Origin of the sequence: Amycolatopsis sp. FDAARGOS 1241, assembly GCF_016889705.1 — a bacterium.
Classification (GTDB): Bacteria; Actinomycetota; Actinomycetes; order Mycobacteriales; family Pseudonocardiaceae; genus Amycolatopsis.
The window spans coordinates 8,232,992-8,258,192 of sequence record NZ_CP069526.1 but is presented as its reverse complement, the minus strand read 5'-3'; the positions used below and the strand labels follow the sequence as shown (position 1 = coordinate 8,258,192).

19 protein-coding genes are annotated in these 25,201 nt (G+C 71.8%); 14 read left to right on the top strand and 5 right to left on the bottom strand.

The features are described from left to right. Positions 1-69 precede the first annotated feature (69 nt). From sucC to purH, 6 genes are all read left to right on the top strand, one after another. Positions 70-1,239, top strand: a complete 1,170-nt coding sequence (gene sucC, locus I6J71_RS40065) for an ADP-forming succinate--CoA ligase subunit beta (RefSeq protein WP_204091615.1) — start codon at positions 70-72, stop codon at positions 1,237-1,239. A gap of 1 nt (position 1,240) precedes the next feature. Beyond that, positions 1,241-2,128, top strand: a complete 888-nt coding sequence (gene sucD / locus I6J71_RS40060) for a succinate--CoA ligase subunit alpha (protein ID WP_204091614.1) — start codon at positions 1,241-1,243, stop codon at positions 2,126-2,128. A 213-nt stretch (positions 2,129-2,341) separates the two neighbouring features. Then, positions 2,342-3,091: a DUF5336 domain-containing protein gene (locus I6J71_RS40055; RefSeq protein WP_204091613.1), complete on the top strand. Its 750-nt coding sequence runs from the start codon at positions 2,342-2,344 to the stop codon at positions 3,089-3,091. 154 nt (positions 3,092-3,245) lie between these two features. Continuing rightward, positions 3,246-4,871, top strand: a complete 1,626-nt coding sequence (locus I6J71_RS40050) for a DUF6350 family protein (protein WP_204091612.1) — start codon at positions 3,246-3,248, stop codon at positions 4,869-4,871. A gap of 74 nt (positions 4,872-4,945) precedes the next feature. Beyond that, the gene (purN, locus tag I6J71_RS40045; protein WP_204091611.1) at positions 4,946-5,563 is read left to right on the top strand and encodes a phosphoribosylglycinamide formyltransferase; all 618 of its coding nucleotides are present in this window, start codon (positions 4,946-4,948) and stop codon (positions 5,561-5,563) included. Then, a complete protein-coding gene (gene purH, locus I6J71_RS40040; RefSeq protein WP_204091610.1) occupies positions 5,560-7,131 on the top strand; it encodes a bifunctional phosphoribosylaminoimidazolecarboxamide formyltransferase/IMP cyclohydrolase in 1,572 nt (523 codons plus the stop codon). Before purN ends, purH begins: the two co-directional genes overlap by 4 nt. A 40-nt stretch (positions 7,132-7,171) precedes the next feature. Here the strand turns inward: purH and I6J71_RS40035 are convergent, their stop codons facing one another. Together I6J71_RS40035 and I6J71_RS40030 are read right to left on the bottom strand one after the other, a co-directional pair. Continuing rightward, positions 7,172-7,684, bottom strand: coding sequence for a GNAT family N-acetyltransferase (locus I6J71_RS40035; protein WP_239154183.1), 513 nt, complete (start codon positions 7,682-7,684; stop codon positions 7,172-7,174). Positions 7,685-7,851: 167 nt separating this feature from the next. After that, positions 7,852-9,000: an epoxide hydrolase family protein gene (locus I6J71_RS40030; protein WP_204091609.1), complete on the bottom strand. Its 1,149-nt coding sequence runs from the start codon at positions 8,998-9,000 to the stop codon at positions 7,852-7,854. Between the two features lie 249 nt (positions 9,001-9,249). Between I6J71_RS40030 and I6J71_RS40025 the strand changes: the two genes are divergently transcribed. The 5 genes from I6J71_RS40025 to I6J71_RS40005 all read left to right on the top strand — a co-directional run bounded on the left by I6J71_RS40025 (position 9,250) and on the right by I6J71_RS40005 (position 16,153). After that, positions 9,250-9,993, top strand: coding sequence for a hypothetical protein (locus tag I6J71_RS40025; RefSeq protein ID WP_239154182.1), 744 nt, complete (start codon positions 9,250-9,252; stop codon positions 9,991-9,993). Between the two features lie 244 nt (positions 9,994-10,237). Further along, the gene (locus I6J71_RS40020) at positions 10,238-11,809 is read left to right on the top strand and encodes a DNA polymerase Y family protein (RefSeq protein ID WP_204097474.1); all 1,572 of its coding nucleotides are present in this window, start codon (positions 10,238-10,240) and stop codon (positions 11,807-11,809) included. 92 nt (positions 11,810-11,901) lie between these two features. After that, on the top strand, positions 11,902-15,234 hold the full coding sequence (locus I6J71_RS40015; protein WP_204091608.1) for an error-prone DNA polymerase: 3,333 nt from the start codon (positions 11,902-11,904) through the stop codon (positions 15,232-15,234). 47 nt (positions 15,235-15,281) lie between these two features. Then, positions 15,282-15,887 (top strand): pentapeptide repeat-containing protein, encoded by a 606-nt coding sequence (locus I6J71_RS40010; RefSeq protein ID WP_204091607.1) that lies wholly within the window; start codon positions 15,282-15,284, stop codon positions 15,885-15,887. Beyond that, complete coding sequence (locus tag I6J71_RS40005; RefSeq protein ID WP_204091606.1) at positions 15,884-16,153, top strand: hypothetical protein; 270 nt, start codon at positions 15,884-15,886, stop codon at positions 16,151-16,153. The genes I6J71_RS40010 and I6J71_RS40005 overlap by 4 nt, the downstream gene beginning before the upstream one ends. 60 nt (positions 16,154-16,213) lie before the next feature. On the opposite strand, the gene I6J71_RS40000 is transcribed toward I6J71_RS40005, so the two are convergent. Continuing rightward, complete coding sequence (locus I6J71_RS40000; RefSeq protein ID WP_204091605.1) at positions 16,214-16,546, bottom strand: hypothetical protein; 333 nt, start codon at positions 16,544-16,546, stop codon at positions 16,214-16,216. 259 nt (positions 16,547-16,805) lie between these two features. Between I6J71_RS40000 and I6J71_RS39995 the strand changes: the two genes are divergently transcribed. Continuing rightward, positions 16,806-18,233 carry a phenylacetate--CoA ligase family protein gene (locus I6J71_RS39995; RefSeq protein WP_239154181.1) on the top strand — a complete coding sequence of 476 codons (1,428 nt, stop codon included), beginning with the start codon at positions 16,806-16,808 and terminating at the stop codon, positions 18,231-18,233. A 43-nt stretch (positions 18,234-18,276) separates the two neighbouring features. Here I6J71_RS39995 and I6J71_RS39990 read toward each other — a convergent pair whose 3' ends face one another. Continuing rightward, positions 18,277-21,330 carry a TNT domain-containing protein gene (locus I6J71_RS39990; protein ID WP_239154180.1) on the bottom strand — a complete coding sequence of 1,018 codons (3,054 nt, stop codon included), beginning with the start codon at positions 21,328-21,330 and terminating at the stop codon, positions 18,277-18,279. Between the two features lie 266 nt (positions 21,331-21,596). Here I6J71_RS39990 and I6J71_RS39985 point away from each other — a divergent pair, with 266 nt between their 5' ends. Then, positions 21,597-22,451, top strand: a complete 855-nt coding sequence (locus I6J71_RS39985; protein WP_239154179.1) for a bifunctional methylenetetrahydrofolate dehydrogenase/methenyltetrahydrofolate cyclohydrolase — start codon at positions 21,597-21,599, stop codon at positions 22,449-22,451. Further along, the gene (locus I6J71_RS39980; RefSeq protein WP_370542042.1) at positions 22,451-22,789 is read left to right on the top strand and encodes a DUF3017 domain-containing protein; all 339 of its coding nucleotides are present in this window, start codon (positions 22,451-22,453) and stop codon (positions 22,787-22,789) included. The genes I6J71_RS39985 and I6J71_RS39980 overlap by 1 nt, the downstream gene beginning before the upstream one ends. Positions 22,790-23,877: 1,088 nt before the next feature. Here I6J71_RS39980 and I6J71_RS39975 read toward each other — a convergent pair. Then, complete coding sequence (locus I6J71_RS39975) at positions 23,878-25,062, bottom strand: MFS transporter (protein WP_204091601.1); 1,185 nt, start codon at positions 25,060-25,062, stop codon at positions 23,878-23,880. Positions 25,063-25,201 lie beyond the last annotated feature (139 nt).

Below are 25,201 nucleotides of genomic sequence, written 5' to 3'. Positions count from 1 at the left end.
AGCGCGGTTCGAATCCAGACCACCCGGGTTCGAACCACCACAGTGGCGTGTCGTCAGGAGACTGGAGTAGTGGACCTCTACGAGTACCAGGCGAGGGATCTCTTCGCCGCCCACGGAGTACCGGTTCTGCCGGGCTCGGTGGCAAACACCCCCGAAGAAGCCAAGGCCGCCGCGGAGCAGATCGGCACCCAGGTCGTCGTCAAGGCGCAGGTGAAGGTCGGCGGTCGCGGCAAGGCGGGCGGCGTCAAGCTGGCCCAGACGCCGGACGAGGCGAAGGAGAAGGCGGAAGCCATCCTCGGCCTCGACATCAAGGGCCACACCACGCGCCGCGTGCTCGTGGCCGAAGCCTCGGACATCGCCGAGGAGTACTACTTCTCCTTCCTGCTCGACCGGTCCAACCGCACCTTCCTGGCGATGGCGTCGGCCGAGGGCGGCATGGAGATCGAGCAGCTCGCCGTCGAGCGCCCCGACGCACTGGCGAAGATCCCGGTCGACGCGATCGCCGGCGTCGACAAGGCGAAGGCCGTCGAGATCCTCACCGCGGGCAAGTTCCCGGAGAAGGTCGTCGACGAGGCCGCCGACGTGGTCGTGAAGCTCTGGGAGACCTTCGTCTCCGAGGACGCCACCCTCGTCGAGGTCAACCCGCTGGTCCGCGACCCCCAGGACAAGATCATCGCCCTCGACGGCAAGGTCACCCTGGACGAGAACGCAGACTTCCGTCAGCCGGGCCACGAAGCCCTGGTGGACAAGGAAGCCGAGAACCCGCTCGAGGCGAAGGCCAAGGCCAAGAACCTCAACTACGTCAAGCTCGAGGGCCAGGTCGGCATCATCGGCAACGGCGCCGGGCTCGTGATGTCCACTTTGGACGTCGTCGCGTACGCCGGTGAGAAGCACGGCGGCGTGAAGCCCGCCAACTTCCTCGACATCGGTGGTGGCGCGTCGGCCGCGGTCATGGCCGCGGGCCTCGACGTGATCCTCAACGACACCGACGTGAAGAGCGTCTTCGTGAACGTCTTCGGCGGCATCACCGCTTGCGACGAGGTCGCCCGCGGCATCGTCGAGGCGCTGAAGATCCTGGGCGACGAGGCCACCAAGCCGCTGGTCGTTCGCCTGGACGGCAACAACGTCGTGGAGGGTCGCCAGATCCTCGCCGACGCGAACCACCCGCTCGTGACCGTGGTGGACACTATGGACAACGCGGCCGACAAGGCTGCCGAGCTCGCCGCGGCGGTGAACTGAGATGTCGATCTTCCTCAACGAGAACAGCAAGGTCATCGTGCAGGGCCTCACCGGCTCCGAAGGCATGAAGCACGCGACCAAGATGCTGAAGTCCGGCACCAACATCGTGGGTGGCGTCAACGCCCGCAAGGCCGGCCAGACGGTGACCATCGAGGGCAAGGACCTCACCGTGTTCGGCACGGTCGAGGAGGCCATCAAGGAAACCGGCGCCGACGTGTCGGTCATCTTCGTGCCGCCGAAGTTCGCCAAGGACGCGGTGCTCGAGGCCATCGACGCCGAGATCCCGCTGGCCGTCGTGATCACCGAGGGCATCCCGGTGCACGACTCGGCCTACTTCTGGGCGCACGCCGTCGCCAAGGGCAACAAGACCCGCATCATCGGCCCGAACTGCCCCGGTGTGATCAGCCCCGGCAAGTCCAACGCCGGCATCATCCCGGCCGACATCACCGGCCCGGGCGCCATCGGCCTCGTGTCGAAGTCGGGCACGCTGACCTACCAGATGATGTACGAGCTGCGCGACATCGGTTTCTCCACCGCTGTCGGCATCGGCGGTGACCCGGTCATCGGCACCACCCACATCGACGCCCTCGAGGCGTTCGAGAAGGACGCCGACACCAAGGTCATCGTGATGATCGGCGAAATCGGCGGCGACGCCGAGGAGCGGGCCGCGGCCTACATCAAGGAGAACGTGACCAAGCCGGTCGTCGGCTACGTCGCGGGCTTCACCGCCCCCGAGGGCAAGACGATGGGTCACGCGGGCGCGATCGTGTCCGGTTCGTCCGGCACGGCGGCCGCGAAGAAGGAGGCCCTCGAGGCTGCCGGCGTCAAGGTCGGCAAGACCCCGAGCGAGACCGCTGTCCTCGCGCGCGAGCTGTACAACAACCTCTGAGCTGCGGTAACGCGGTTCACGCGGGCCGGGCACTCACCTTGGTGCCCGGCCCGCGGCGTATCCTTCGGCAACCGATCGCGTACCCCGCACGTCCAACGGCGCGGACGGGGGAGCGCCGGATGCGCTAGCGTTTCGCCAACGCGGGGCGTCGCGTGTGTCGTCCGGGCGCCGCACATCCCCCTGAGTTGCCGGCGAACGACAGGAGAGCTTCCGATGACCTTCCCCAGCGGTGGGCCTGGCTACCCCCAGCAGGGCGGCGGCCAGCAGCAGCCCCCTCAGGGACCGCCTCCCTCGGGCGGGTTCCCGCACCAGCAGCCGCAGCAGGGACCGCCTCCCGGGGCAGGCCCCGCGTTGCCCCAGAACCTCCCGCTCGTCCTTGCGCTCGTGGTGACCGTGCTGGGCGTCGTCCAGTACTTCCTCGGCTTCTCCGACGAAGCCGGTGACGTCGGCCAGGACACGATCTTCCTCCTCGCCGGTGGTCTGCTCTCGGCGCTGCACGCCTTGCCGAGAGCGCCGAAGGTGCTGCCGTTCGCCGCGCTGTTCAGCGTGGTCGGTGCCCTCGGCGCGCTCGACACGGTGGTGGCCGAGCAGACCACGCCGGGCATCGTCACGGTGGTGCTGATCCTCGGCATCGTGCAGGCGCTGGTCTCGGTCGGTGCGCTGCTGATGGAGTACGGCATCCTCAAGCCGCCGGCGCCGAAGGCCGCCGTGCCGCACTACCAGCCGACGCAGTACAGCCAGCCCGGCCAGTTCCCGTCGCAGCAGCAGGGTGAGCAGTCCTCACCGTTCGCGCCGCAGCCCGGCCAGTACCAGCAGCCCGGCTCCACGCCGCCGGGGCAGCAGCCGCCGGGGCAACAGGCCACGACGTACGCGCCGCAGCAGGGCCAGTTCTTCCAGCAGCCGTCGTCCGAGCAGGGCAAGAACCCGGGCACGCCGCCCGGCGGCTTCGGCCAGCAGGGCTGACCTACCTCGGGAAAACACCCGCTGTGACTCTCCGTGTCACAGCGGGTGTTTTCCGTTTCAGCAGGGCCCCGTCCGGGTGGGTTGGCTTCGCCGCGCACCGCGGGGGCGGCGTGCCTCACCCGGGCGGACCAGCGGGGATGTCATGGTGCGAGGCATGCAGGTGCTCACCAGTTCTTCACGCCCGCCGGGTGGCGAGGACACCGTCGAGCCCGACGCGTACGTGGCTCCGGCCACCCGGGTGCGGGTGTTGCTCACGGCCGCCCTGGGTTCGCTGATCACGCAGTACGCCGTGGTCGCGACCCTGCTCGCCCTCGTCGCGCTGAGCGCCGAACGCACCGTGTTCTCCGCCGGGAGCGTGCTGCTCTCGGCCGGGCCGGGCTGGCTCGCGGCGTACCAGGTGCAGCTCGGCATCGGCGGCCACCCGCTGGGAGTGCTGCCGCTGCTGCCGACGATCGGGGGCGTGCTGCTCGTCGCGCGCACAGCGTCGGGCGCGACGCTGCGCCTCGGGTACGCGACGCTGCGCCAGGCCGTGCCGCTGATCTCCGTGCTCGCGGCGTCGCACGCGCTGTTCGGCCTGCTCATCGGGCTGCTGTCGCTCGGCCAGCCGGTGCGGGCCAACCCGATCCTCGCGTTCGTGGTGCCCGGAGCTTTCGCCGCAGTGGCGGCCACATCGGGGGTGATGCGCCGCTGCGGGGTACCCGCCGCGCTCGCCGACCGGCTCGACCCGGTGGCGGTCCGCGGCCTGCGCGCGGGGGCGCTCGGCCTCGCGGCGCTGCTGGCGGTGGGCGCCATCGTGTTCGCGGCCGCCACGGCGCTTTCGGTGTCCACTGTGGACGACCTGTTCGAGCCGTCGCTGGGCAACAGCCTCGGGCTGTTCCTGCTTTCGGTGCTGTACCTGCCCAACGCGGTCGTCGCGGCGCTGTCGTTCGTCGCGGGGCCGGGGTTCACGATCGGGTCGCTCGACGTCAGCCTCGTCGGCTACCGCGGCGGTGCCGTACCTGCCGTGCCGCTGCTCGGCGGTATCCCCGAGCACCCCGCCGCGTGGTGGCCCGCGCTGCTGGTGCTGCCCGCGGCCGTGGGCGCGCTCGTCGGCTGGTCGGTGCGGTACGCCGACGACGACCCGGCCGCCCGGATCCGGATCGTGGCCGTCGCGGGCGCTGTGGTCGGCTTCGGCTGCGTGGTGCTGGGGACGCTGGCCGGCGGGCGGCTCGCCGACGGTCCGTTCGACCCGGTCAGCGTGCCGGTCGGAGTGGCGTCGATCGTGGCGTTCTGCTGGATCGTGATCCCGGGCGGGTTCGTGGCGTTCTTCGCGGGTGCCCACGAGCCGGCCGCGCCGCCGGAGGCGCCCGAGGCGTTCGGAGCCGAGGAAGCCGCGGCTGTCGAGGATGCCGAGGACGTCGAGGACGTCGAGGATGCCGCCCCGGAGGGGGACGAGGCCGAAGCCGGTGACGAGGGCGTCGACGAGGCCGCGGAGGTCGATCCCGACGAGGTCCTCGAAGACGTCGACCCGGAGGAGATCGACACCGACGAATTCGAAGCCGAGTTCACCGATCCCGGAGAAACCGGCGGAGCCGCCGACGACACCGCGGCCGAGGCCGGCGGGGCGCCGGCCGAGCCCGAGTACGGCGACTTCGACGCCGAAGCGGAGGCCGAACTGGGCCTCGAGCTGCCGGAAGACGTCCCGCTCGACGAGCCGGAGCCCGGCGGCGGCGACGCCGGGGCTGTGACCGAGTCCACCGACGGCTCCGGTGCGGGCGAGCGCCGCGACGACGACCGTTAGGGTTGGGGTGACCTGGTGAAGCGCGGCGCGCCCGAGGCGTGCCGCTGTGCGAGGAGCCCGTTCTGGCCAGCCGCTTGGACTTGCCCACCCCGGTGAAGATTGTCGTGCTCGCGTCCGGGTCGGGCACGCTCCTGCAGGCTGTGCTCGACGCGGTGGCGAAGCCCGCGTTCCCGGCGCAGGTCGTCGCCGTGGGTGCCGACCGCACCGGCATCGAAGCGCTGGCCCGCGCCGAGCGCGCCGGAGTGCCTTCGTTCACCGTGCGCATCGCCGACCACGCCGACCGCGACGCGTGGGACGAGGCGCTCACCAAGGCGGTCGCTGCTTACGAGCCCGACCTGGTCGTGTCGGCGGGGTTCATGAAGATCCTCGGCGCGCGGTTCCTGGCCCGCTTCGGCGGCCGGGTGATCAACACGCACCCGGCGCTGCTGCCGTCGTTCCCCGGGATGCACGCGGTCGCCGACGCGCTGGCGGCGGGCGTGAAGGTGACCGGGTCGACCGTGCACTTCGTCGACGCGGGCGTGGACACCGGCCCCGTCATCGCCCAGGAGGCGGTGGCCGTGGAGGCCGACGACACCGAAGACGTCCTGCACGAGCGGATCAAGGCCGTGGAACGCAGGCTGCTGGTTGGAACGATCGAGCGACTCGGCCGTGGTGGCTGCACCGTGGACGGACGAAAGGTGAGGTTTTCGTGAGCTTCGAGAACACTGCAGAGGGACGACGCCCGGTCCGGCGTGCGCTGATCGGCGTCTCGGACAAGGCCGGCCTGCTCGAGCTCGCGACCGGTCTGCACGCCGCGGGCGTGGAGATCGTGTCGACCGGCGGCACCGCGAAGGTGATCGCGAACGCCGGGGTCCCCGTCACGCCGGTCGAGCAGGTGACCGGGTTCCCGGAGTCGCTCGACGGCCGGGTGAAGACGCTGCACCCGCGCGTGCACGCCGGGCTGCTGGCCGACCGCGACAACCCCGACCACGTCGCGCAGCTCAAGCAGCTGGAGATCGCGCCGTTCGACCTGCTCGTGGTGAACCTGTACCCGTTCACGCAGACCGTCGCGTCGGGCGCGAGCGCCGAGGACTGCGTGGAGAACATCGACATCGGCGGCCCGGCGATGGTGCGCGCGGCCGCGAAGAACCACGGCAGCGTCGCGGTCGTCGTGGATCCCGTGCGCTACGCGTGGGTGCTGGAGCAGGTCGCGGCGGGCGGCTTCGAGCTCGCCGACCGCAAGCGGCTCGCGGCGCAGGCGTACGCGCACACGGCAGCCTACGACTCGGCGGTCGCTTCGTGGTTCGCCAACGTGTACGCGCCCGCGGACGACTCCGGCTTCCCCGATTTCCTCGGCGCCACCTGGGACCGCGCCGACGTGCTGCGCTACGGCGAGAACCCGCACCAGAAGGCGGCGCTGTACCGGAGCGCCCAGCCGGGCCTGGCGCACGCGGAGCAACTGCACGGCAAGGCCATGTCGTACAACAACTACGTCGACACCGACGCCGCCCGCCGCGCCGCGTACGACTTCGGCGAGCCGGCCGTCGCGATCATCAAGCACGCCAACCCGTGCGGCATCGCGGTGGGCACCGACGTGGCCGAAGCGCACCGCAAGGCCCACGCGTGCGACCCGGTTTCCGCGTACGGCGGCGTGATCGCCACGAACCGGCCGGTGAGCGTCGAGGCGGCGGAGCAGATCGCCGAGGTGTTCACCGAGGTCGTCCTGGCTCCCGACTTCGAGCCGGAGGCGCTGGAAATCCTGCAGCGCAAGAAGAATGTGCGGCTGCTGAAGCTGCCCGCGATCGAGAACCCGGCGCCCGTCGAGTTCCGGCCGATCTCCGGCGGGGTGCTGGTGCAGTCCGTCGATGCGATCGACGCGCCCGGCGACGACCCGGCCAACTGGCAGCTCGCCACGGGCGCACCCGCCGACGAGCAGACGCTGGCGGACCTCGAATTCGCGTGGCGCGCGCTGCGCGCGGTGAAGTCCAACGCGATCCTGCTTGCGCACGACGGCGCGACCGTCGGCGTCGGCATGGGCCAGGTCAACCGCGTCGACTCGTCGCGGCTGGCGGTCGCGCGCGCCGGTGACCGCGCGAACGGTTCCGTAGGCGCGTCCGACGCGTTCTTCCCGTTCCCGGACGGGCTCGAGGTGCTGCTCGAGGCCGGCGTCCGCGCCGTCGTGCAGCCCGGCGGGTCCATCCGCGACGCCGAGGTGATCGCGGCCGCGGAGAAGGCGGGCATCACGCTGTACCTGACGGGGACGCGCCACTTCGCGCACTGAGGTTGGCGGGGCCGGCCCGGTTTCTGGGCCGGCCCCTTCGTCACGCCTCGCTGCGAAGGAGCGCGTACACGATTTCGTCGCGGTACGCGCCGTCGCGCCAGGTGACCTGGCACATCAGGCCTTCGCGGTGGAAGCCGACCTTCTCGAGCACGCGCTGCTCGGCCGCGTTCTCGCTGTCGGTGAACGCTTCGAGCCGGTGGGCGCGCGTGAAGCGGAACAGGTGGTCGGCCAGCAGCCGGTGGGCCTTCGTCCCGACGCCGTGGCCGCGGAAATCGGGCAGCAGCGTCACGCCGACCTCGAAGCACCCACCCGCCGGCCCGCCCCGGTCGGCGGCCTCCCAGCTCGCCATCCCGGCCACGACGCCGCCGACAGTCACGGCGAGCGCCGTCGACTCGTCGCCGACGAACCCGTCCTCGGCGAACCGGCGGCGGCGCGCCTTCGGGTCCGCGAACCCGGACCACTGGAACGCGCCGAGCACGTCGGGGTCCGTCGCGAACCGGTCGAGCGCCGGCAGGTCCTCTTCGGCGAACGGCCGCAGGGCGATGCGCTTCACGGTCAGCTCCGTTGGACGGGTTTCCGCCCAGTCTATCCGGCGCCGGTCTCGTGTGGACGGTTATTCCGCGGCTGCCACCGGCGGCAACCCCGATTTCGTCCTGCCCGGCCATGGCGGTCCCGTGGTCCCGCGCTCCAGCCGGGGCGGTGGGGGCGCGCCGGGTTCCCTCAGCCGCGCAGGGGGCGGAAGAACTCGCGGATCTCGGTGACCAGTTCGTCCGGACGCTCCAGCGCCGCGAAGTGCCCACCGTGGTCGAAAGCGGTGAAGCGGGTCAGGTTGTAGGCGCGGCGCACCCACTCCTCGGGCGGTGTGAAGTTGTCGTGGGCGAAGGAAGCGAAGCCGGTCGGGGTGGCGACGTAGCCCGGGGTGTTCGCGCCCAGCATGCCTTCGGTGTGCTTGGTCTCGTAGTAGAGGCGGGCGGCGGTGGCGCTGGTGTTGGTCAGCCAGTGGAGCGTGATGTCGGTGAGCAGCTCGTCCTTGCTGAAGACGGATTCGACGTCACCACCGCAGTCGCTCCACGCGCGGAACTTCTCCACGAACCAGGCGGCCAGTCCGGCGGGGGAGTCGGACAGCGCGGCGGCGAGTGTGGCCGGGCGGGTGGCCTGGAGCCGCGCGTACGCGCCCTGTTCGGAGAAGAAGTCCGCGGCCTGCGCGCGGAACTCCTCTTCGGCTGGCGTGAGCGGCGTCGAGTCGAGCACGGGCGTGGCGCCCATCAGGTTGAGGTGGATGCCGGCGACGTGGCCCCCGTGGTCCCGCCCGAGGCGGCTGGTGATCTGCGCGCCGAAGTCGCCGCCCTGCGCGCCGTAGCGGCGGTGACTGAGCACCTCGGTCATGAGCCGGTCGAACAGCCCTGCGATCGCCGTCGGGTTCATCCCGGGCGTGCCGGGGTGCGGCGTGAACCCGAAGCCGGGCAGGCTGGGTGCGACCACCTCGAACGCGTCGGCCGGGTCGCCGCCGTGCGCCGCGGGGTCCGTCAGCGGGCCGAGGATCTTGTGCACTTCCCAGAACGAACCCGGCCAGCCGTGGGAGAACAGCAGCGGGAACGGGCGCGGCCCCACCCCCTCGGCGTGCACGAAGTGGACGGTCGCGCCACCGACGTCGGCGAGGAACTGCGGCATCGCGTTGAGCCGCGCTCCGGCGGTGCGCCAGTCGAACTCGTCGCGCCAGTAGTCCACGAGCTCCGCGAGGTACCCCGGCGGGGTGCCGTGGGTCCACTCGCTCCCGGACAACGCGGGCGCGAAGCGGGTTCGGGCCAGGCGGTCCTTCAGGTCGGTGAGCTGCTCGTCGCTGGTGGTGCTGCGGAACGGACTTACCACGTCCGCCTCCTTTCTCGATCTTGTCTCGAGCATGCGACGGCCGGACCCGGATGGCTGGCAGGAAAACGGCATCAGTCTCGGCTTGACAGGCTCGCCGGATCCGGGTGTACTTGACGGTGTCGAACAGGTGTTCGACGCTTGGGTATCGGAGCCGCCTTCCCCGCGGTGTGCCGGTGCTCGTCCCGTGGGGCTCTGGCCTGGGCCTGCAGCGGGGTGGGGCCGGCGTGTGCGCGGAGGGAGGTGCATGCGGTGACGGCAGTGGTGGAGCCGGTGGCTCGGCTCGCCGCGTTGCCCGGCGTGAGCACGGCGAGCCGGGTGGCGGAGCAGGCCGCGCACGCCAAGACGACGGGAAGGGTGCTCCCGGTGTCCGCGGCGCTGGCCGGCCTGCTGCCTGATCCGGGGCTCCGGCGCGGGAGCACCGTGGCGGTCCACCACTCGACGTCGCTGCTGCTCGCCCTGCTCGCCGAGGCCACCGCCGCCGGGTCGTGGGCGGCGGTGGTCGGCGTGCCCTCCCTGGGCATCGCCGCGGCGGCGGAACACGGCGTCGACGTGTCGCGGCTCGCACTGGTGCCGCGGCCGGGCGCCGAGTACCCGGCCGTGGTCGCCGCCCTGCTCGACGGCGTCGACCTCGTGGTCACCGAACCCCGCTCCGTCCGCCCACCCGTCGCCCGGCGGTTGTCGGCGCGCGCGCGCCACCGCGGGGCCGTTCTGCTCTCCCTCGGCCCGTGGCCCGCCGCCGACCTCGAACTCCACTGCACCCCTGGCCCCTGGTCGGGCTTCCTCGGCGCAGGCGCGGGCTTCCTCCGCACCCGCGACGCCGAGGTCCACGCCCGTGGCCGCGGTTCCGCCGCCCGCCCCCGGTCGGCCACCCTCGCCCTCCCCGGCCCCGGCGGCCGAGCGCTCCCGGCCGACCCGGCCCCGGTTCTCCTCCCCGTCCAGCGCCTCGACGGACTCGACCCACTCGACGAACTCGATCAGGAGGTGGCGGGATGACCCCACCGCACGCACCTCGCTGCACCCGCGTGACGGCGGGGTTCTCCACACGGCGCCGGCTACTCGCCACCGGCGCCCTCCACCACCGGGTCCGGCCCGCGGCGCCAGGGCGAAGCCGCGGAAACCTCGCGACGACGGGCCTTGCCCGGAAGGGCCCCGTCTCGACCCTCACCGTCCACACCAGACACTCCGGAGCGCTTTCATGACCATCGCCCCGGAACGAGCCACCACACTCCCCACCAGGATGCTCGTCCTGTGGTGCCCCGACTGGCCCGCCGTCGCGGCGACGGCGGCGGCGGGTGTCCCCTTGACCCGGCCGGGCGCAGTGTTCCTCGCCAACCGCGTGGTCGCGTGCACGGCGGTGGCGCGCAGCCGCGGAGTGCGGCGCGGGATGCGGCGCCGCGAAGCCGAATCCCGCTGCCCCGAACTGGCTGTGTTCGGCGTCGATGAAGGGCGCGACGCGCGGCTGTTCGAGAACGTGGCGCGCGCGGTGGAAGAGCTGGTCGTCGGCCTGGAAGTGGTGCGGCCGGGGCTCATCGCGGTGCCCGTGGCGGGCGCGGCGGGCTACTTCGGCGGCGAGCACCCCCTCGCGGAGAAGCTGCTGGACCAGGTGGCCGCAGTCGCGGGTGTCGAGTGTCAGATCGGGGTGGCGGAAGGGCTGTTCGGCGCGACCGTCGCGGCGCGCCAGGGCGAGTTCGTGCCCGCGGGGGAGACTGCGGAGTTCCTCGCGCCGCTGCCCATCACGGAGCTGGATCAGCCGGACGTCGAGCGCAAGGAACTCGTCGACCTGCTCACGCGCCTGGGCCTGCGGACGCTCGGGGCGTTCGCCGCGCTGTCGGAGCGCGATGTGATGTCCCGCTTCGCACTCGACGGTGTGCTCGCCCACCGCCTGGCGCGCGGCCTGTCCGAACGCCCGCCGCTGCGGCGCAAACCGCCGGCGGACCTCACGCTCACGGAGACGTTCGACCCGGTGCTAGAGCGCGTCGACGTCGCGGCGTTCCTCGCCAAGAACCTCGGCGCGCGCTTCCACGCGGGACTCGCCGCCCGCGGCCTCGCCTGCACCCGCCTCGGCATCTACGCCACGACCGAAAACGGCGAACAGCTCGGCCGCGTCTGGCGCTGCGCGGAACCCCTGACGCCCCAAGGTGTCGCCGACCGAGTGCGATGGCAGTTCGAAGGCTGGCTGCGCGGAGACCGGCGTCTCAGCTCGGGTGTCGCGCGGCTGCGGCTGGAGCCCGAAGAAACCGTCGAGGGCAAGTCCCTGCAGCTGGGCCTCTGGCACGGGGGCAACCGCAGCGAGGACGACGAGCTCACCACCGAACGCGCCGCCCGCGCCTTCGTCCGCGTGCAAGGCCTGCTCGGGCCGGAGGGGGTTCTCACCCCGCTCCTCGACGGCGGCCGCGACCCCGCCGGCCGCGTGCGCCTGATCCCCTGGGGCGACCCGCGTGAAACCGTCTCGCCGCCGGATGCCACCTGGCCCGGCCGGCTGCCCGCGCCGTCCCCGGCGACGGTGCTCGAACAACCCGTGCCGGTGCAGGTCGTCGACGAGCAGGGCGTGCCCGTCGGCATCACCAGCCGCAAGCAGCTCACCGCGCCGCCGTGCCGGCTGAGCGTCGCGGGCGGCCCGCCGCGGACGGTGCTCGACTGGGCCGGCCCGTGGCCCGTCGCGGCGAGCCGCCGTTCGGCCGCGCCCCAGCAGGCCCGGCTGCAGCTGCTGCTCGCCGCCACCGGACGCGACGACACCGACGAAGCCGTGCTCGTCCTGTGCTCCGGCACCGAAACTCCCGTGTGGACAGTGGAAGGGATCTACGACTGATGGACGACGACACCGAACTCGCCTGGGACGCCTGCGTGCGCCGCGAGACCCCGCTCATCCCGGCGCCCCGCAGCTCACCCGAGAACGAATAGATGGGCTGGAACAACCCGCCCGTCCCGTGGCACGACCTCGCGCGGGCCCTGTCCGGCGAAGTGCCGCCCGGCGACCACGGCGACAGTCCGGCGTGGGGCCGCAAACGCGACGTCTACCGCCGGCCCGCCGACGTGCCGCCGCCGCGCGCCGACGTCGAGTCCGGGCCGCGCGTGCCGTACGCGGAGCTGCACTGCCACTCCAACTTCAGCTTCCTCGACGGCGCCAGCCACCCCGAGGAGCTCGTCGAAGAGGCCGCGCGGCTCGGCCTCGACGCCATCGCGCTCACCGACCACGACGGCATGTACGGCGTCGTCCGCTTCGCCGAAGCCGCCAAGGAGCTCGGTGTCGCCACGGTGTTCGGCACCGAGCTGAGCTTCGGCCTGTCCGGTCCGCAGAACGGCGTCGCCGACCCCGAAGGCGAGCACCTGCTGCTGCTCGCGCGCGGCGACCACGGCTACCGCGCGCTGTGCCGCGCCATCACCGCCGGCCAGCTGCGCGGCCACGACGGGGCCACCGGTGAGCACGCCGAAAAGGGCCGGCCCGTCTACGACCTGCGCGCCGTCGCCGAGGAGGTCACCGGCCAGTGCGCCGTGCTCACCGGCTGCCGCAAGGGCCCCGTCCGTTCGGCGCTGCTGCGCGACGGCCCGGCCGCCGCGGCCACGCAGCTGAGGAAACTCGTGGAACTTTTCGGCCGCGACAACGTTTACGTCGAGCTCTTCGACCACGGCCAGCCCCTCGACGCCACCCACAACGACCTGCTCGCCGAGCTCGCCGGGGACTTCGGCCTGCCCACCGTCGCCACCACCGCCGCGCACTACGCACGGCCCGAACGCGGCCGCCTCGCCGATGCCGTCGCCGCCATCCGCGCGCGCCGCAGCATCGACGAACTCGAAGGCTGGCTTCCCGGCGATGGCGCCACGTTCCTGCGCTCAGGCGCCGAAATGGCGGACCGCTTCCGGCGCTACCCGGGCGCGGTGCAGAGGTCGGCCGTGCTGGGCGTGGAGTGCGCGTTCAAGCTGGAGCTGCTCGCGCCCGAACTGCCGCCGTTCGACGTGCCCGCGGGCCACACCGAAGCGTCCTACCTGCGGGAGCTCACGAAGAAGGGCGCCGAGGAGCGCTACGCCGGGAAGAAGGACGAAGCAGCCGCGTACGGGCAGATCGAACACGAGCTGAAGATCATCGAAGACCTCGGTTTCCCCGGCTATTTCCTCATCGTGTGGGACATCGTGCGCTTCTGCCGCGACCACGACATCCTCTGCCAGGGCCGCGGATCCGCCGCCAACTCCGCCGTCTGCTACGCGCTCGGCATCACCAAGGTCGACCCGGTGAAGTACAAGCTGCTCTTCGAACGCTTCCTGGCCCCCGACCGCGACGGCTACCCCGACATCGACCTCGACATCGAGTCGGACCGGCGGGAGGAGGCGATCCAGTACGTCTTCGCCAAGCACGGCCGCCTCAACACCGCGCAGGTCGCCAACGTGATCACCTACCGCGCCCGCTCCGCGATCCGCGACGCCGCCCGCGCGCTCGGCTACTCACCCGGCCAGCAGGACGCGTGGAGCAAGCAGATCGACCGCTGGGGCGCGTTGCGCAGCACCGAGAAGGACCACGACCACGACATCCCCGACGACGTCGTGCAGCTCGCGTTCGCGCTCGAAGACTTCCCGCGCCACCTGGGCATCCACTCCGGCGGCATGGTGATCTGCCAGGAACCCGTGAGCCAGGTCTGTCCCGTGGAGTGGGCGCGGATGGACAACCGAAGCGTGGTGCAGTGGGAGAAGGAGGACTGCGCCGCGGCCGGGCTGGTGAAGTTCGACCTGCTGGGTCTCGGCATGCTCTCGGCCCTGCACTACATGCTCGACCTCGTCAAGGAGTACAAGGGGGAGCGCGTCGACCTCGCCGACCTGGACCTGGAAGACAGGAACATCTACGAGATGCTCTGCCGCGCCGACGCGATCGGCGTGTTCCAGGTCGAGAGCCGGGCGCAGCTGGCCACGCTGCCGCGGTTGCAGCCGCGCGAGTTCTACGACCTCGCGGTGGAGGTCGCGCTCATCCGGCCCGGCCCGATCCAGGGCGGGTCCGTGCACCCCTACATCCGGCGCAAGCAGGAGCGCGAGGAGTGGGACTACGACCACCCGCTGCTGGAGAACGCGCTGTACAAGACCAAGGGCGTGCCCCTGTTCCAGGAACAGATGATGCAGATCGCCCTCGACGTCGCCGATTTCACCGCCGCGGAGGCCGACCAGCTGCGGCACGCGATGGGGTCGAAGCGCTCGGAACGCAAGATGGAGCTGCTCCGGCGGCGGTTCGTCGAGGGCGCCACGGCCAAGGGCGTCGACGCGGAGCTGGCGGAGAAGATCTTCGTGAAGCTCAAGGCGTTCGCCAACTTCGGCTTCCCCGAGAGCCATGCACTGAGCTTCGCGCACCTGGTGTTCGCCAGCGCGTATTTCAAGTACTACCACCCGGACGCGTTCTGCGCGGGGCTGCTGCGCGCGCAGCCGATGGGCTTCTACTCGCCGCAGTCGCTGGTCGCCGACGCGCGCCGGCACGGCGTCACGGTGCTCGGGCCCGACGTCAACCGCAGCCTGCCCCACGCGACGCTGGAACCGTTGCCGGGCGGGGGAAAGCTGCACGCCGTGCGCACCGGGCTCGGCACCGTGCGGCTGATCGGCGACGAGCCGGCGGCGAAGATCGTGGCCGAACGCGACGCGCACGGGCCGTACGCGAGCATGTCCGACCTCGCGCGCCGCGTGCGGCTCACCGCACCTCAGCTGGAAGCCCTCGCCACGGCGGGCGCCTTCAGCGCGTTCGGCGGCGACCGGCGCCAGGCGCTGTGGTCCGCGGGTGCCGTCGCGCAGGACCGGCCGGAGAAGCTGCCGGGCACCGCGCCCGGCGTCGACGCCCCGACGCTGCCGGGCATGGACGCCCTCGACGTCGCCGCAGCCGACGTGTGGGCCACCGGCCTCTCGCCCGACAGCTACCCGACGGAGTTCGTGCGCGACCACCTCGATTCCCTGGGCGTCGTCCCGGCGGCCGGCCTGCTCGACCTCGCCAACGGCTCCCGCGTGCTCGTCGGGGGAGCCGTGACGCACCGCCAGCGCCCCGCGACCGCCGGTGGCGTCACGTTCATCAATCTCGAGGATGAAACGGGCATGGTCAACGTGATCTGCACGCGCGGCCTGTGGCAACGCTTCCACCGCGTGGCGCGCACCAGCTCCGCCCTGCTCGTGCGGGGTGTGGTGGAGAAGGCGGACGGCGTGGTGAGCGTCCGCGCGGAGAAACTGGAGACGATGTCCTTGCGCATCAAGGCAAAGTCCCGCGACTTCCGCTGACCGCCGCGGGTGATCGACACCCGCGGCGCCGTCGCTATGATGGGCCGATGAGCAGGCCCGTCGAGGAGATCGAGACCGGCGAGGACTACCGCGACGCCGTGCTTTCCGGGCAATGGTGGGAAAAACGGAGCTTCTCCGGCTGCGACTTCACCGAAGCCGACCTGCGTGACCTGCGCACCCGGGGCTGCACGTTCGACAACTGCGACTTCACCAAAGTCGACCTCGCGGGCTCGCGCCACGACGCCTCGGCGTTCCGCTCGTGCACCTTCGACCGCGCCGTCCTCGCCGACAGCCGCTGGTCGGCGTGCTCGTTGCTAGGATCGTCCTTTGTGGACTGCCGCTTCCAGGGCATCGCCCTCACGGACTGCGACCTGTCGCTGGCGTCCCTGGCCCGCGGCCAGCTGCGCAAACTGCACCTGTCGGGCCTGCGCATGCGCGAGGTCAACCTCACCGAGGCCGACCTCTCCGACACCGACCTGCGCGACTCCGACCTCACCGGCGCTCGTCTCCTCGGCGCCAAACTCCCCGGCGCCGACCTCCGGGGCGCCCACCTCGACGCGAACGCCCTCGTGCAGGCCGACCTGCGCGGCGCCTACGTCGACATCGAGACGGCCATCGGCTTCGCCGCCGCACACGGCCTGATCGTCAAGTGACCACCGTGCGGCTGCCGACCGCCGCTTCCGGCACGATCCGGCGGATCGCGGCATGGGTCGCGCGCGGCTGGGTCGGGCACCCGCTTGTGGACGACATCGAGTACTGGCAGACGTTGACTGATGAACCCACCGCGATGGAGCACCTGTTCGCGATCTTCGCGAACGTCCTGCAACTCGGCGAAGACGGCGAACCTCTTAACGAGGAGTACGCCGAACGCCGCGCGGCGACGTCGGTGTTCCAGTACTGCACCGGCCCGGCTTCCTGAGGGCGAGCCGGCGCCGGCGGGCTGGGAAGCCGAGGCTCCACTGAGCGGGTTGCCGTCGAGTCAGTCTTCGTCGAAGGGCTGATCGCTGCACCGGAACCACGCTTCGCCGCCTTGGATGTGGAGCAGGAATTCGGGCACCGGGCCGCGCGGCGATACGAGGCTCATCGATGCCGTGATGCGCTCATGGACCCGCTCCCAGGGGTCGTAGTTGTCATCGAGCCCGGAATCCACTAAGGCGAGCTCCTCATCGAAGAGCGGCTGAACCTCCGCGAACGCGGGCTCCGGCAGGAACCTGCCAAAGTGCCAAGCGAGGTCGGCGTTCTCGATCACGATCTGGCCGAGGAGTTCGTCGCCTCGGACCAGTTGCCACACCGCTTTTTCGAGCGAGCTCATCCCTGCTTCACCTTCGCAATCGCCTGCTCACCGGATTCAGACGGTCGCACCCATGCCTGACATTTCGTCCTCGACGAGTGGGGTGCTACACCGAGGACGGCCACCAAGCCGTTGCGCCGGCTACTCGACGCTGGTGATCAGCTTGACAGCAGTACCAGGCAGCACCCGCGCCCGGCGGCTTTGAACACCCGGTGAACCCGCACGGGGGACGATCGGGCGGCCCCGGCCAAGGATCCGCTTTCCCCGAGGGAACCGGGGCATGATGGGCGGTGTGCAACCCGACGACGTGATCCGCGCCTACCGGGCGTTCTTCGCAGGCGAGCGGCGTGAGCTCGACCTCGTGGGCTTCTTCCGCGACGTCGCCGCCACCGTGCCCGCGTACCGGAAGTTCCTCGCGGCCCACGGAATCGACCCCGCGAGCATCCGCAGCGAGGACGACTTCCGACGGCTGCCGCTGACGTCGAAGGCCACCTACCAGGGCCAGTACGCGCTGCCGGAACTCTGCCGCGGCGGCCGGCTGGACGCGTGCGACCTGGTCGCCGTGTCGTCCGGCTCGTCGGGCAGCCCCACGATCTGGCCGCGGTCGCTGGCCGACGAGCTGCACATCGCCGAACGCTTCGAGCAGGTGTTCCGCACGTTCGCCGCGCACGAGCGCAGCACGCTCGCCGTGGTCTGCTTCCCGCTGGGCACGTGGGTCGGCGGGCTGTTCACGACGGCGTGCGTGCGGCACCTGGCCGCCAAGGGTTTCCCGATCACCACCGTCGCGCCCGGTAACAACAAGGCCGAGATCCTGCGGGTGCTGCCGGAGCTGGCGCCGCACTTCGACCAGGTCGTGCTGCTCGGTTACCCGCCGTTCGTGAAGGACGTGGTCGACAGCGGCGACGGCTGGGCCGGCCACGCCGTCAAGATGGTGTTCGCAGGCGAGGTGTTCAGCGAGGAGTGGCGCGACCTCGTCGCGGCGCGCGCGGGCGTCGCGGACCCCGTCAGCGACATGGTTTCCCTCTACGGCACGGCCGATGCGGGCGTGCTCGGCACGGAAACACCGGCGTCCGTGTCGATCCGCCGCTTCCTCGCCGCGCGGCCGGAGCTGGCGCGCGAGCTGTTCGGCGACTCCCGCCTGCCGACGCTCGTCCAATACGACCCGGCCAGCCGCTTCTTCGAGACGGACGGCGGCACCCTGCTGTTCTCCGGCGACAACGGCGCGCCGCTGATCCGATACCACATCGCCGACGAAGGCGGTGTCGTGTCGCACGCGGAGATGCTGGAGTTCTGCGCTGCCAACGCGTTCACCCCCGCGGCCGGTCCGGACCTGCCGTTCGTGTTCCTCTTCGGACGGTCGCTGTTCACCGTGTCCTACTTCGGTGCCAACGTCTACCCGGAGAACGTCACCGTCGGCCTCGAACAGCCCGGCGTCAGCGACTGGGTCACGGGCAAGTTCGTGCTGGAGACCTACGAAGACGCCGACCGCGACCGCCGGCTGCGCATCACGGTCGAGCTCGCGCCCGGCCGTGAAGGCGATGCCGGCGCGCTGGCCGCCTCGATCCGCGACCAGCTGCTGCGCCTCAACAGCGAATTCGCCCACTACGTCCCCGCGGAACGGCAGCTACCCGAAGTCGTGCTGCGCCCGGCGGGCGACCCCGAGTACTTCCCGGTCGGCGTCAAACACCGCTACACGCGCGGCACGTGAAGGGGGCGGGACCCGCGGGCCCCGCCCCCATCTCTTCCGAAGATCAGTCGATCGGCGGTTCGCCGGGCTCGAGCTCGATCAAGTCGCCCTCGGCCAGCAGCTCCTCGATCGACGCCGGCAGCAGGTACGCCGACCCGCCACCGGGCTGGTTGAACCACGGGATCGCGACCCCGGCGAGCGTCTCCAGCGGACGCTGCACGCGGTACACGTGGTACGGCCGGTTGATCCACTCCGGCACCAGCGACCGCTCCTCGAACGGCGTGCCCGCGGCGTAGGTCAGGTTGCCGCTCGGGCCGCCGAAGCGGTCGAGCTCGCTGCCGGCCGGCAGTTCACGCATCTCCTTGCCGCGGAACAGCGTCAGTGGCGGCTCACCCGACAGCGGCGAGATCGGCCACTGGTTGTTGCCGGAGCCGTTGGCGGCCGCGGCCGTGCGCGGCGCTCCGTTGGCGCGCACCGGCTCCTCGCGACGCGGCGGCGCAACCGGCGCACCCGGACCGCCGGGACCACCCGGCCCGCCGAGGCCAGGCCCGCCGGGCGCACCCGGACCGCCAGGCCCGCCCAGCGCACCGGGCCCACCCGGCAGGCCGGGCCCACCGAGCGGCGGAACGGGCGGTGTGACCTGGGTGGGCGGCGCGACTGGCGGCTCGCGGCGCGGCGGCTGCACGGGCGGGGCGACCTGAGTCGGCGGGACGGGCGGGGCCGGCGGCGCCTGCCGCGCGGGCGGCTCGTCGTCGTCGGCGAAGAGCTCCTCGGCCGGGGTGAACGACGTCTGCTCCTGCGGCGGCACGTTCTCGCGCGGCCGGACCGGGAACGAACCCGTCGCGATCTCCGGCGAGAGCGTCGCCACCACCGGCGGCTTCGGGGCGTCGGCCACGGGGTCCGGAGCCGGCGCGGCCGGCGGCTCCGGCTGCTCCTCGGCGGGCTCGTGGCCGTCGGGGTGCAGCAGGACCTTGCCGAGCATGAACGCGGCGGCGTCGTCGGCGTCGCCGAACACCGCCGGGTTGATCAGCTCGCCGTCGTACCAGCCGACGCGCCAGCCCTCGTCCACCTCTTCGACCGTCCAGCCGCGTTCGGTCGACGTGCCCAGCCGGTATGCGGCCTCCGGCACCTCCAGCTCGTCGAGCCGCGTCTGCAACTTGGCGAGCACCGGGTCGGCGGGCAACTCCCGGCGCGGCGGCTGCGGTGGCTGCTGCGTGGCCCTCGCGGGCGGGGCCTGCTGCGGTTCGGGCGCCGGCGGCGGAGTCTGCGGCGGTTCCGGGCGAGCGGGCGGCCGAGCGGGGATCGCGGACTCGGTCGGTAGGGGCATCAGACCCGGCACGCCCTCGTCCGGCGTGATCATCGTGGTCGGCGGGCCCGGGTCGAAGTCCGGCTCCCGGTCGGCGGGCGCACCGGTCTCGCGGTGGTCCTCGGCGGCGTAGTGCTCGTTGTCTTCGAACTGCCGGCCTTCGTACTGGCCGGCTTCCTCGTACTGGCCGTCCTCGAAGTGCTGTTCGCCCTCGAAGTGGCCACCCTCGTCGTACTGCCCGGATTCTTCGTACTGACCACCGTCGTCGAAACGCCGGCTGTCGAAGTGCGTCTGCGTGTCTTCGTCGCGGTCGGCCGGCGCGTAGAGCGCGGCGTGCTGCTCGCCGCGCGGCGGGGCCGGTTCGTCGCGGGCCGCTTGCTCGTCGCCGTGGGTGAACAGCACCGGCTCTTCTTCGAGCGGCTGTTGCCCGGTGGGCGCCGGACCCGCCGCGTCGACGGGCGCGTACAGCGCGGTCTGCTCGGCGTCCTCCTCCGGCGGGGCCACGGTCGGGTCCACCGGCTCGTACAGGGCCGTTCGCTGCTCTTCGTGCTGCTGTGGCGGCGCGGCGCTCGGGTCGACCGGCGCGTACAGGGCGGTGCGCTCGGCCGGCGGCGTCGCGCCCTGGCCGTTGGACGTCTGGTCGTGGGCCGGTTCGAACTCCGCGTGCTGCTCGTCGTCGTAGCCGTCCTCGTCCGCGAAGCGGTCGTCGAACTCGTCGTCGTGGTACTGCTCGTCCTCGAACGGCCGGCCGCCCTCACCCGGCTGCTCGCCGTGCGGGGCGGCGCCGTCGAAGCCCTGGTCGAACGGCGGCTTCGTCGGCTCGTCGGCCTCGGCCGGCGGCGTGTGCACGGCGAGCGGCACGTCGACCGGCGCCGGCGGCTCGGGGGCCGGGGCCGGCGGTGCTGCGGCGGGCGGCGCCGGGGGAGCGGGCTGCTGCTGCACCGGCGGCTGCTGCGGCGGCGGACCCGGCCGCTGCTGCGGCGGCTGCTGGCTACCGCGCGTGAGGTAGGCGGCGGCACCCTGCAACGCCAGGTCGTCCACCTGCGGGAGCTGGAAGCCGTTGGCGCGGATGTGCTCCACCAGGTCCGGCTCGGGCGAGACGCCGTACTGACGCAGGTAGAAGTTCACGGCCGCGGGCCAGATCCACTGGCCGTCGCTGTGGAACGCCACGGGCACGGTCGCCTCGGGTGCCTGCGCGAGCCGGTCGATGTCGTAGCCGCGGTCCTGCACGACCACCGGCGCGTGGTCGAGGTACTCGAGCAGGCGGTTCTGCTCCGCGACGTCGAGGTCGGGCCGGTTGATCACGGGCCGGCCCGCGGGTCCGATCGTGTCGAAGATGCGTGCGATGCGGAAGTGCGGGCCGGGCTGCTCGGGGCCGAGGCCCGACAGCCGGCGGATCAGCCACTCCGGCACGTTCTCCTCGGTGCGGGGGAACATGCGCAGCTCGTCCTGGTAGGCCTGCGGCGGCGGCGCGAGGCGCCAGACGGGTTCCTCGCGGTTGTACTCCAGGTTGTAGCTGGACGGGTGGTCGAGCTGGTAGCGCGCGTTGAACCAGGTGCCGCGCCCGTCGCGGTACATGCCGGCGCGCAGCCGGCCGAACAGCGTCGCGATGTCGTGGGTGGCGACCCAGTCCTGGGCGGTGCCGTCTTCGGTGCGGATGTCGCCCGTCAGCTCGTGGTACCGGCCGACGGCCCGGTACTCCACCGTGACCTTGCGCCAGTCGCGCGGGGCTGCGCGCAGCAGAGCGAGCCCGATCTGCTTGACCAGTGTGTCTTGCTCGGTCGCGTTCAGCTGCGTCGTCGGTTGTGCCACGTGAACATTTTGACTGTTCGCGCGCGCGAACGCACCCCGCATGGGTCTTTTGCCACTCGCGTGCGGTCTGACCTCGGGCGACGCGGGATGTTCAAGATCATCAAGCTCGTGCGGGTCCCGGCGCCGGGGGTGACGAGGAGTCTACGTCGGGTGATCCCGCGCGTCCGGCTGCGACGCGCGGGCCGATCGGGTGGTCCGCCGAGCACGCTGCGTGTGCGCCCCGGGCGCGATCCGGTGACGACCGGCTCTTTGCGAGAATGGTGACCGTGACGGCGAAGATTCTGGACGGCAAGGCCACGAAGGACGCCATTTTCGCGGAGCTGCGCCCGCGGGTGGCTGTGCTCGCAGAGCGGGGCATCGTCCCTGGGTTGGGCACGGTGCTGGTCGGCGACGACCCGGGCTCGCACTCGTATGTGCGGATGAAGCACGCGGACAGCGCGAAGATCGGCGTCAACTCGATCCGCCGTGACCTGCCCGCGGACATCTCGCAGGAGAAGCTCGAGGCCGTCATCGACGACCTCAACGCCGACCCGGCGTGCCACGGCTACATCGTGCAGCTGCCCCTGCCGAAGCACCTCGACGCGAACCGTGTGCTCGAGCGAATCGACCCGGACAAGGACGCGGACGGCCTCGCGCCCACCAGCCTCGGCCGGCTCGTGCTCGGCCAGCGGGGGCCGCTGCCGGCCACGCCGTACGGGATCGTCGAGCTGCTCAAGCGCCACGGCGTCGAGCTCAACGGCGCGCGCGTGACGGTCGTCGGCCGCGGCATCACCGTCGGCCGCACGATGGGCCTGCTGCTCACGCGGCGCAGCGAGAACTCGACCGTGACGCTCTGCCACACCGGCACCCGCGACCTCGCCGCCGAGGTCCGCCGCGCCGACATCGTGATCGCCGCCGCCGGCGTGCCCGGCATCATCAAGCCCGACATGGTGGCCCCCGGCGCGGCCGTCCTGGACGTCGGCGTGTCCCACGTCGACGGCAAGCTCACCGGCGACGTGGACCCCGGCGTGGCCTCCGTCGCGGGCTGGCTGTCCCCGAACCCGGGCGGCGTGGGCCCCATGACCCGCGCGATGCTCGTGTCCAATGTGGTCGAAGCCGCGGAACGCGCGGCCGCCGCCTGATGGCCATGACCGCCTCCCGCCACCGCGGCCCCTCCGGCAGCGACCGGCCCCGCCCCTCCCGGCCGTGGACCGTGCACGTGCCGTTCGGGGTGGTGGTCCTGCTGGTGCTCGCCGCCGCGCTGCGCATCCTCCAGTACCACTGGCGTGAGGGGGCCGTGCTGGTCGGCGTGGCGCTGCTCGTGGGCGGCCTGCTGCGGGCGGTGCTGCCCGAGGACCGCGTGGGCCTGCTGGCGATCCGCGGGAAGGTCGTCGACGTGGTCACGTACGCCGCCCTGTGTGCGGCGGTGTTCTACATCGCGCTGACGATCACGGGTGGACCTTTCGACCTGTCTTCGTGAGGGTTCGGACGTCGGAGTGGCCCCGCACCCGGGTGGTTGGGTGCGGGGCCACTGTCGTTTCTGGGGGCTGGCCGGCGTGACTGGGCCACTCGCGCCGGCTGGTTCGCTGGGCGAACGGTCCCTTCGTGCCGCATTGGTCCGGGCGGGTCCGTTCGCGCGCTATCGCTCGGCACGACTGGACTGGTCGCGCTGTCTGGTTCGGAGGCTAACGGTCCCGTCGAGTTCCTGGTTCTGGTCCGGGCGGGTCCGTTCGCGCGCTATCGCTCGGCACGACTGGACCGGTCGTGTGGCTGGCCCGGGGCGCGAATGGTCCCGTCGTGTGCCCGGCTTGGTTCGAGTGGCCCTCTCGTGCCCTCCTCCAGCACGACTTGACCTTTCGCGACGCTGCCGGTGCGCGAGTGGTCCCTTCGCGCCCCTGCCCGATCCCGTCGCGGCTCAACTGGGGGCGAGCGGTCCCGTCGTGACTTGACTGGGGGCGAGCGGTCCCGTCGTGACTCGATCCGGGTGTGACCGGCCCGCTCGCGGCTCAGCCAGGCGGCGACCGGTCCCTTCGCGTGTCTGCCGGTGCGCGAGTGGTCCCTTCGCGCCCCTGCCCAGTCCGAGTGGTCCCGTCGCGGCTCAACTGGGGCGGGTGGTCCTGTCGTGACTTGACTGGGGGGCGAGCGGTCCCGTCGTGACTCGATCCGGGTGTGACCGGCCCGCTCGCGGCTCAGCCAGGGGCGACCGGTCCCCTCGCGTCTGCTGGTGCGCGAGCGGTCCGATCGTGCTTCTGCTGGTGCGCGACAAGCGGTTCCATCGAGCGTCGGCAGGCGTGCGAGTGGTCCCTTCGCGCAGTTGAGCAGCGCGACCGGTCCATTCGCGCCGCGCTGTGAGGCCCGTGCGATCGCTCCGTTCGTGAATTCCGGGTGGAGCGAGCGGACCGTTCGCACATCGCGGCCAGCGCGAGTGGGCCGTTCGCGCACGCAGCTCGAGCGCGACCGGTCCACTCGTGCCACCGCATCCCGCACGAGCGGTCCCCGGGCGCGAAGTGGCCCCGCACCCGAGACCCAGGTGCGGGGCCACCGCAAGACAGCCGAGAAACCGAACCCCTACGAAGCCAACGCCAGCTCCCGCTGCTCCTCGGCCCGGGCATCCCGCCGGTCCAACGTCCCCGACACCGCCGCGATGGACAGGCCGAGCACGGCCAGCGTGGCGCCCACCCAGTTGGGCGCCACGAGGCCCAGACCACCGGCGATCACCAGCCCGCCGAGGTACGCGCCGATCGAGTTGGCGATGTTGAAGGCCGATTGCACGGCCGCGGAAACCAGCGACGGAGTCCCACCGGCCTTCTGCATGATGCGGGTCTGCATCATCGGGCCGATCATGAAGCCGGCGACGCCGACGAAGAAGATCGTGATCGCGGCGCCGACCTTGGACTGCGCCGTCAGCGTGAAGATCCCCAGCACCACGGCCAGCGAAAGCATCGCGGCGTACAACGAAGGCATCAGCGCGCGGTCGGCGAGCCGCCCGCCCAGGTAGTTGCCGACGGTCATGCCGACGCCTGCCAGGGACAGCAGCAGCGTCACGTCCGCGGGCGAGAAGCCGGTGACGTCCGTCAGCATCGGCGCGATGTAGGACAGGCACGCGAACACGCCGCCCAGCCCGAAGGTCACGATCGCCAGCGCCAGCCACACCTGCGGCCGCCGGAACGCACTCAGCTCACCGCGCAGCGAAGCCTCGGCCGGACGGCCTTGGTGCGGCACCAGCTTGGCAATGGCCCCGGCTGCCAGCAGTCCGATCAGGGCCACCACTCCGAACGTCGCCCGCCAGCCGACCTGCTGGCCCAGCAGCGTCCCGAGCGGCACGCCGACGACGTTCGCCAGCGTGAGACCCATGAACATCATCGACACGGCCTTCGCGCGATCGCCCGGCTTGACCAGGCTCGACGCGACCACCGCCCCGGCGCCGAAGAACGCGCCGTGGGGCAGGCCGGCCAGGAAGCGGAACAGCACGCCGAACGCTTGGTTCGGCGAGAGCGCGAACAGGCCGTTGCCCAGCGTGAACAGGCCCATCATCGCGAGCAGCATCGTCTTGCGCGGCAGCCGCACGGCCACCGCGGTCAGCAGCGGGGCGCCGATGACGACGCCGAGCGCGTAGGCGGAGATGAAGTAGCCGGCGGTGGGGATGGCGATGTGGAAGTCCGCGGCGGCCTGGGGCAGCACACCCATCATCACGAACTCGGTGGTCCCGATGCCGAAGGCACCGATGGCGAGCGCGAGCAACGCGACGGGCACGGCTCTCCTTCCGTGAGAAATCGATTACTCTCAGTCCGGGTCAAACCCGATCTGAAGCGCTTTAGAAAGCGGCCAAAAAACAAGACAGCCCCGACGTCGTCGTGCTGTCCCACACCACTCCAACCGACCGGACGGGGTT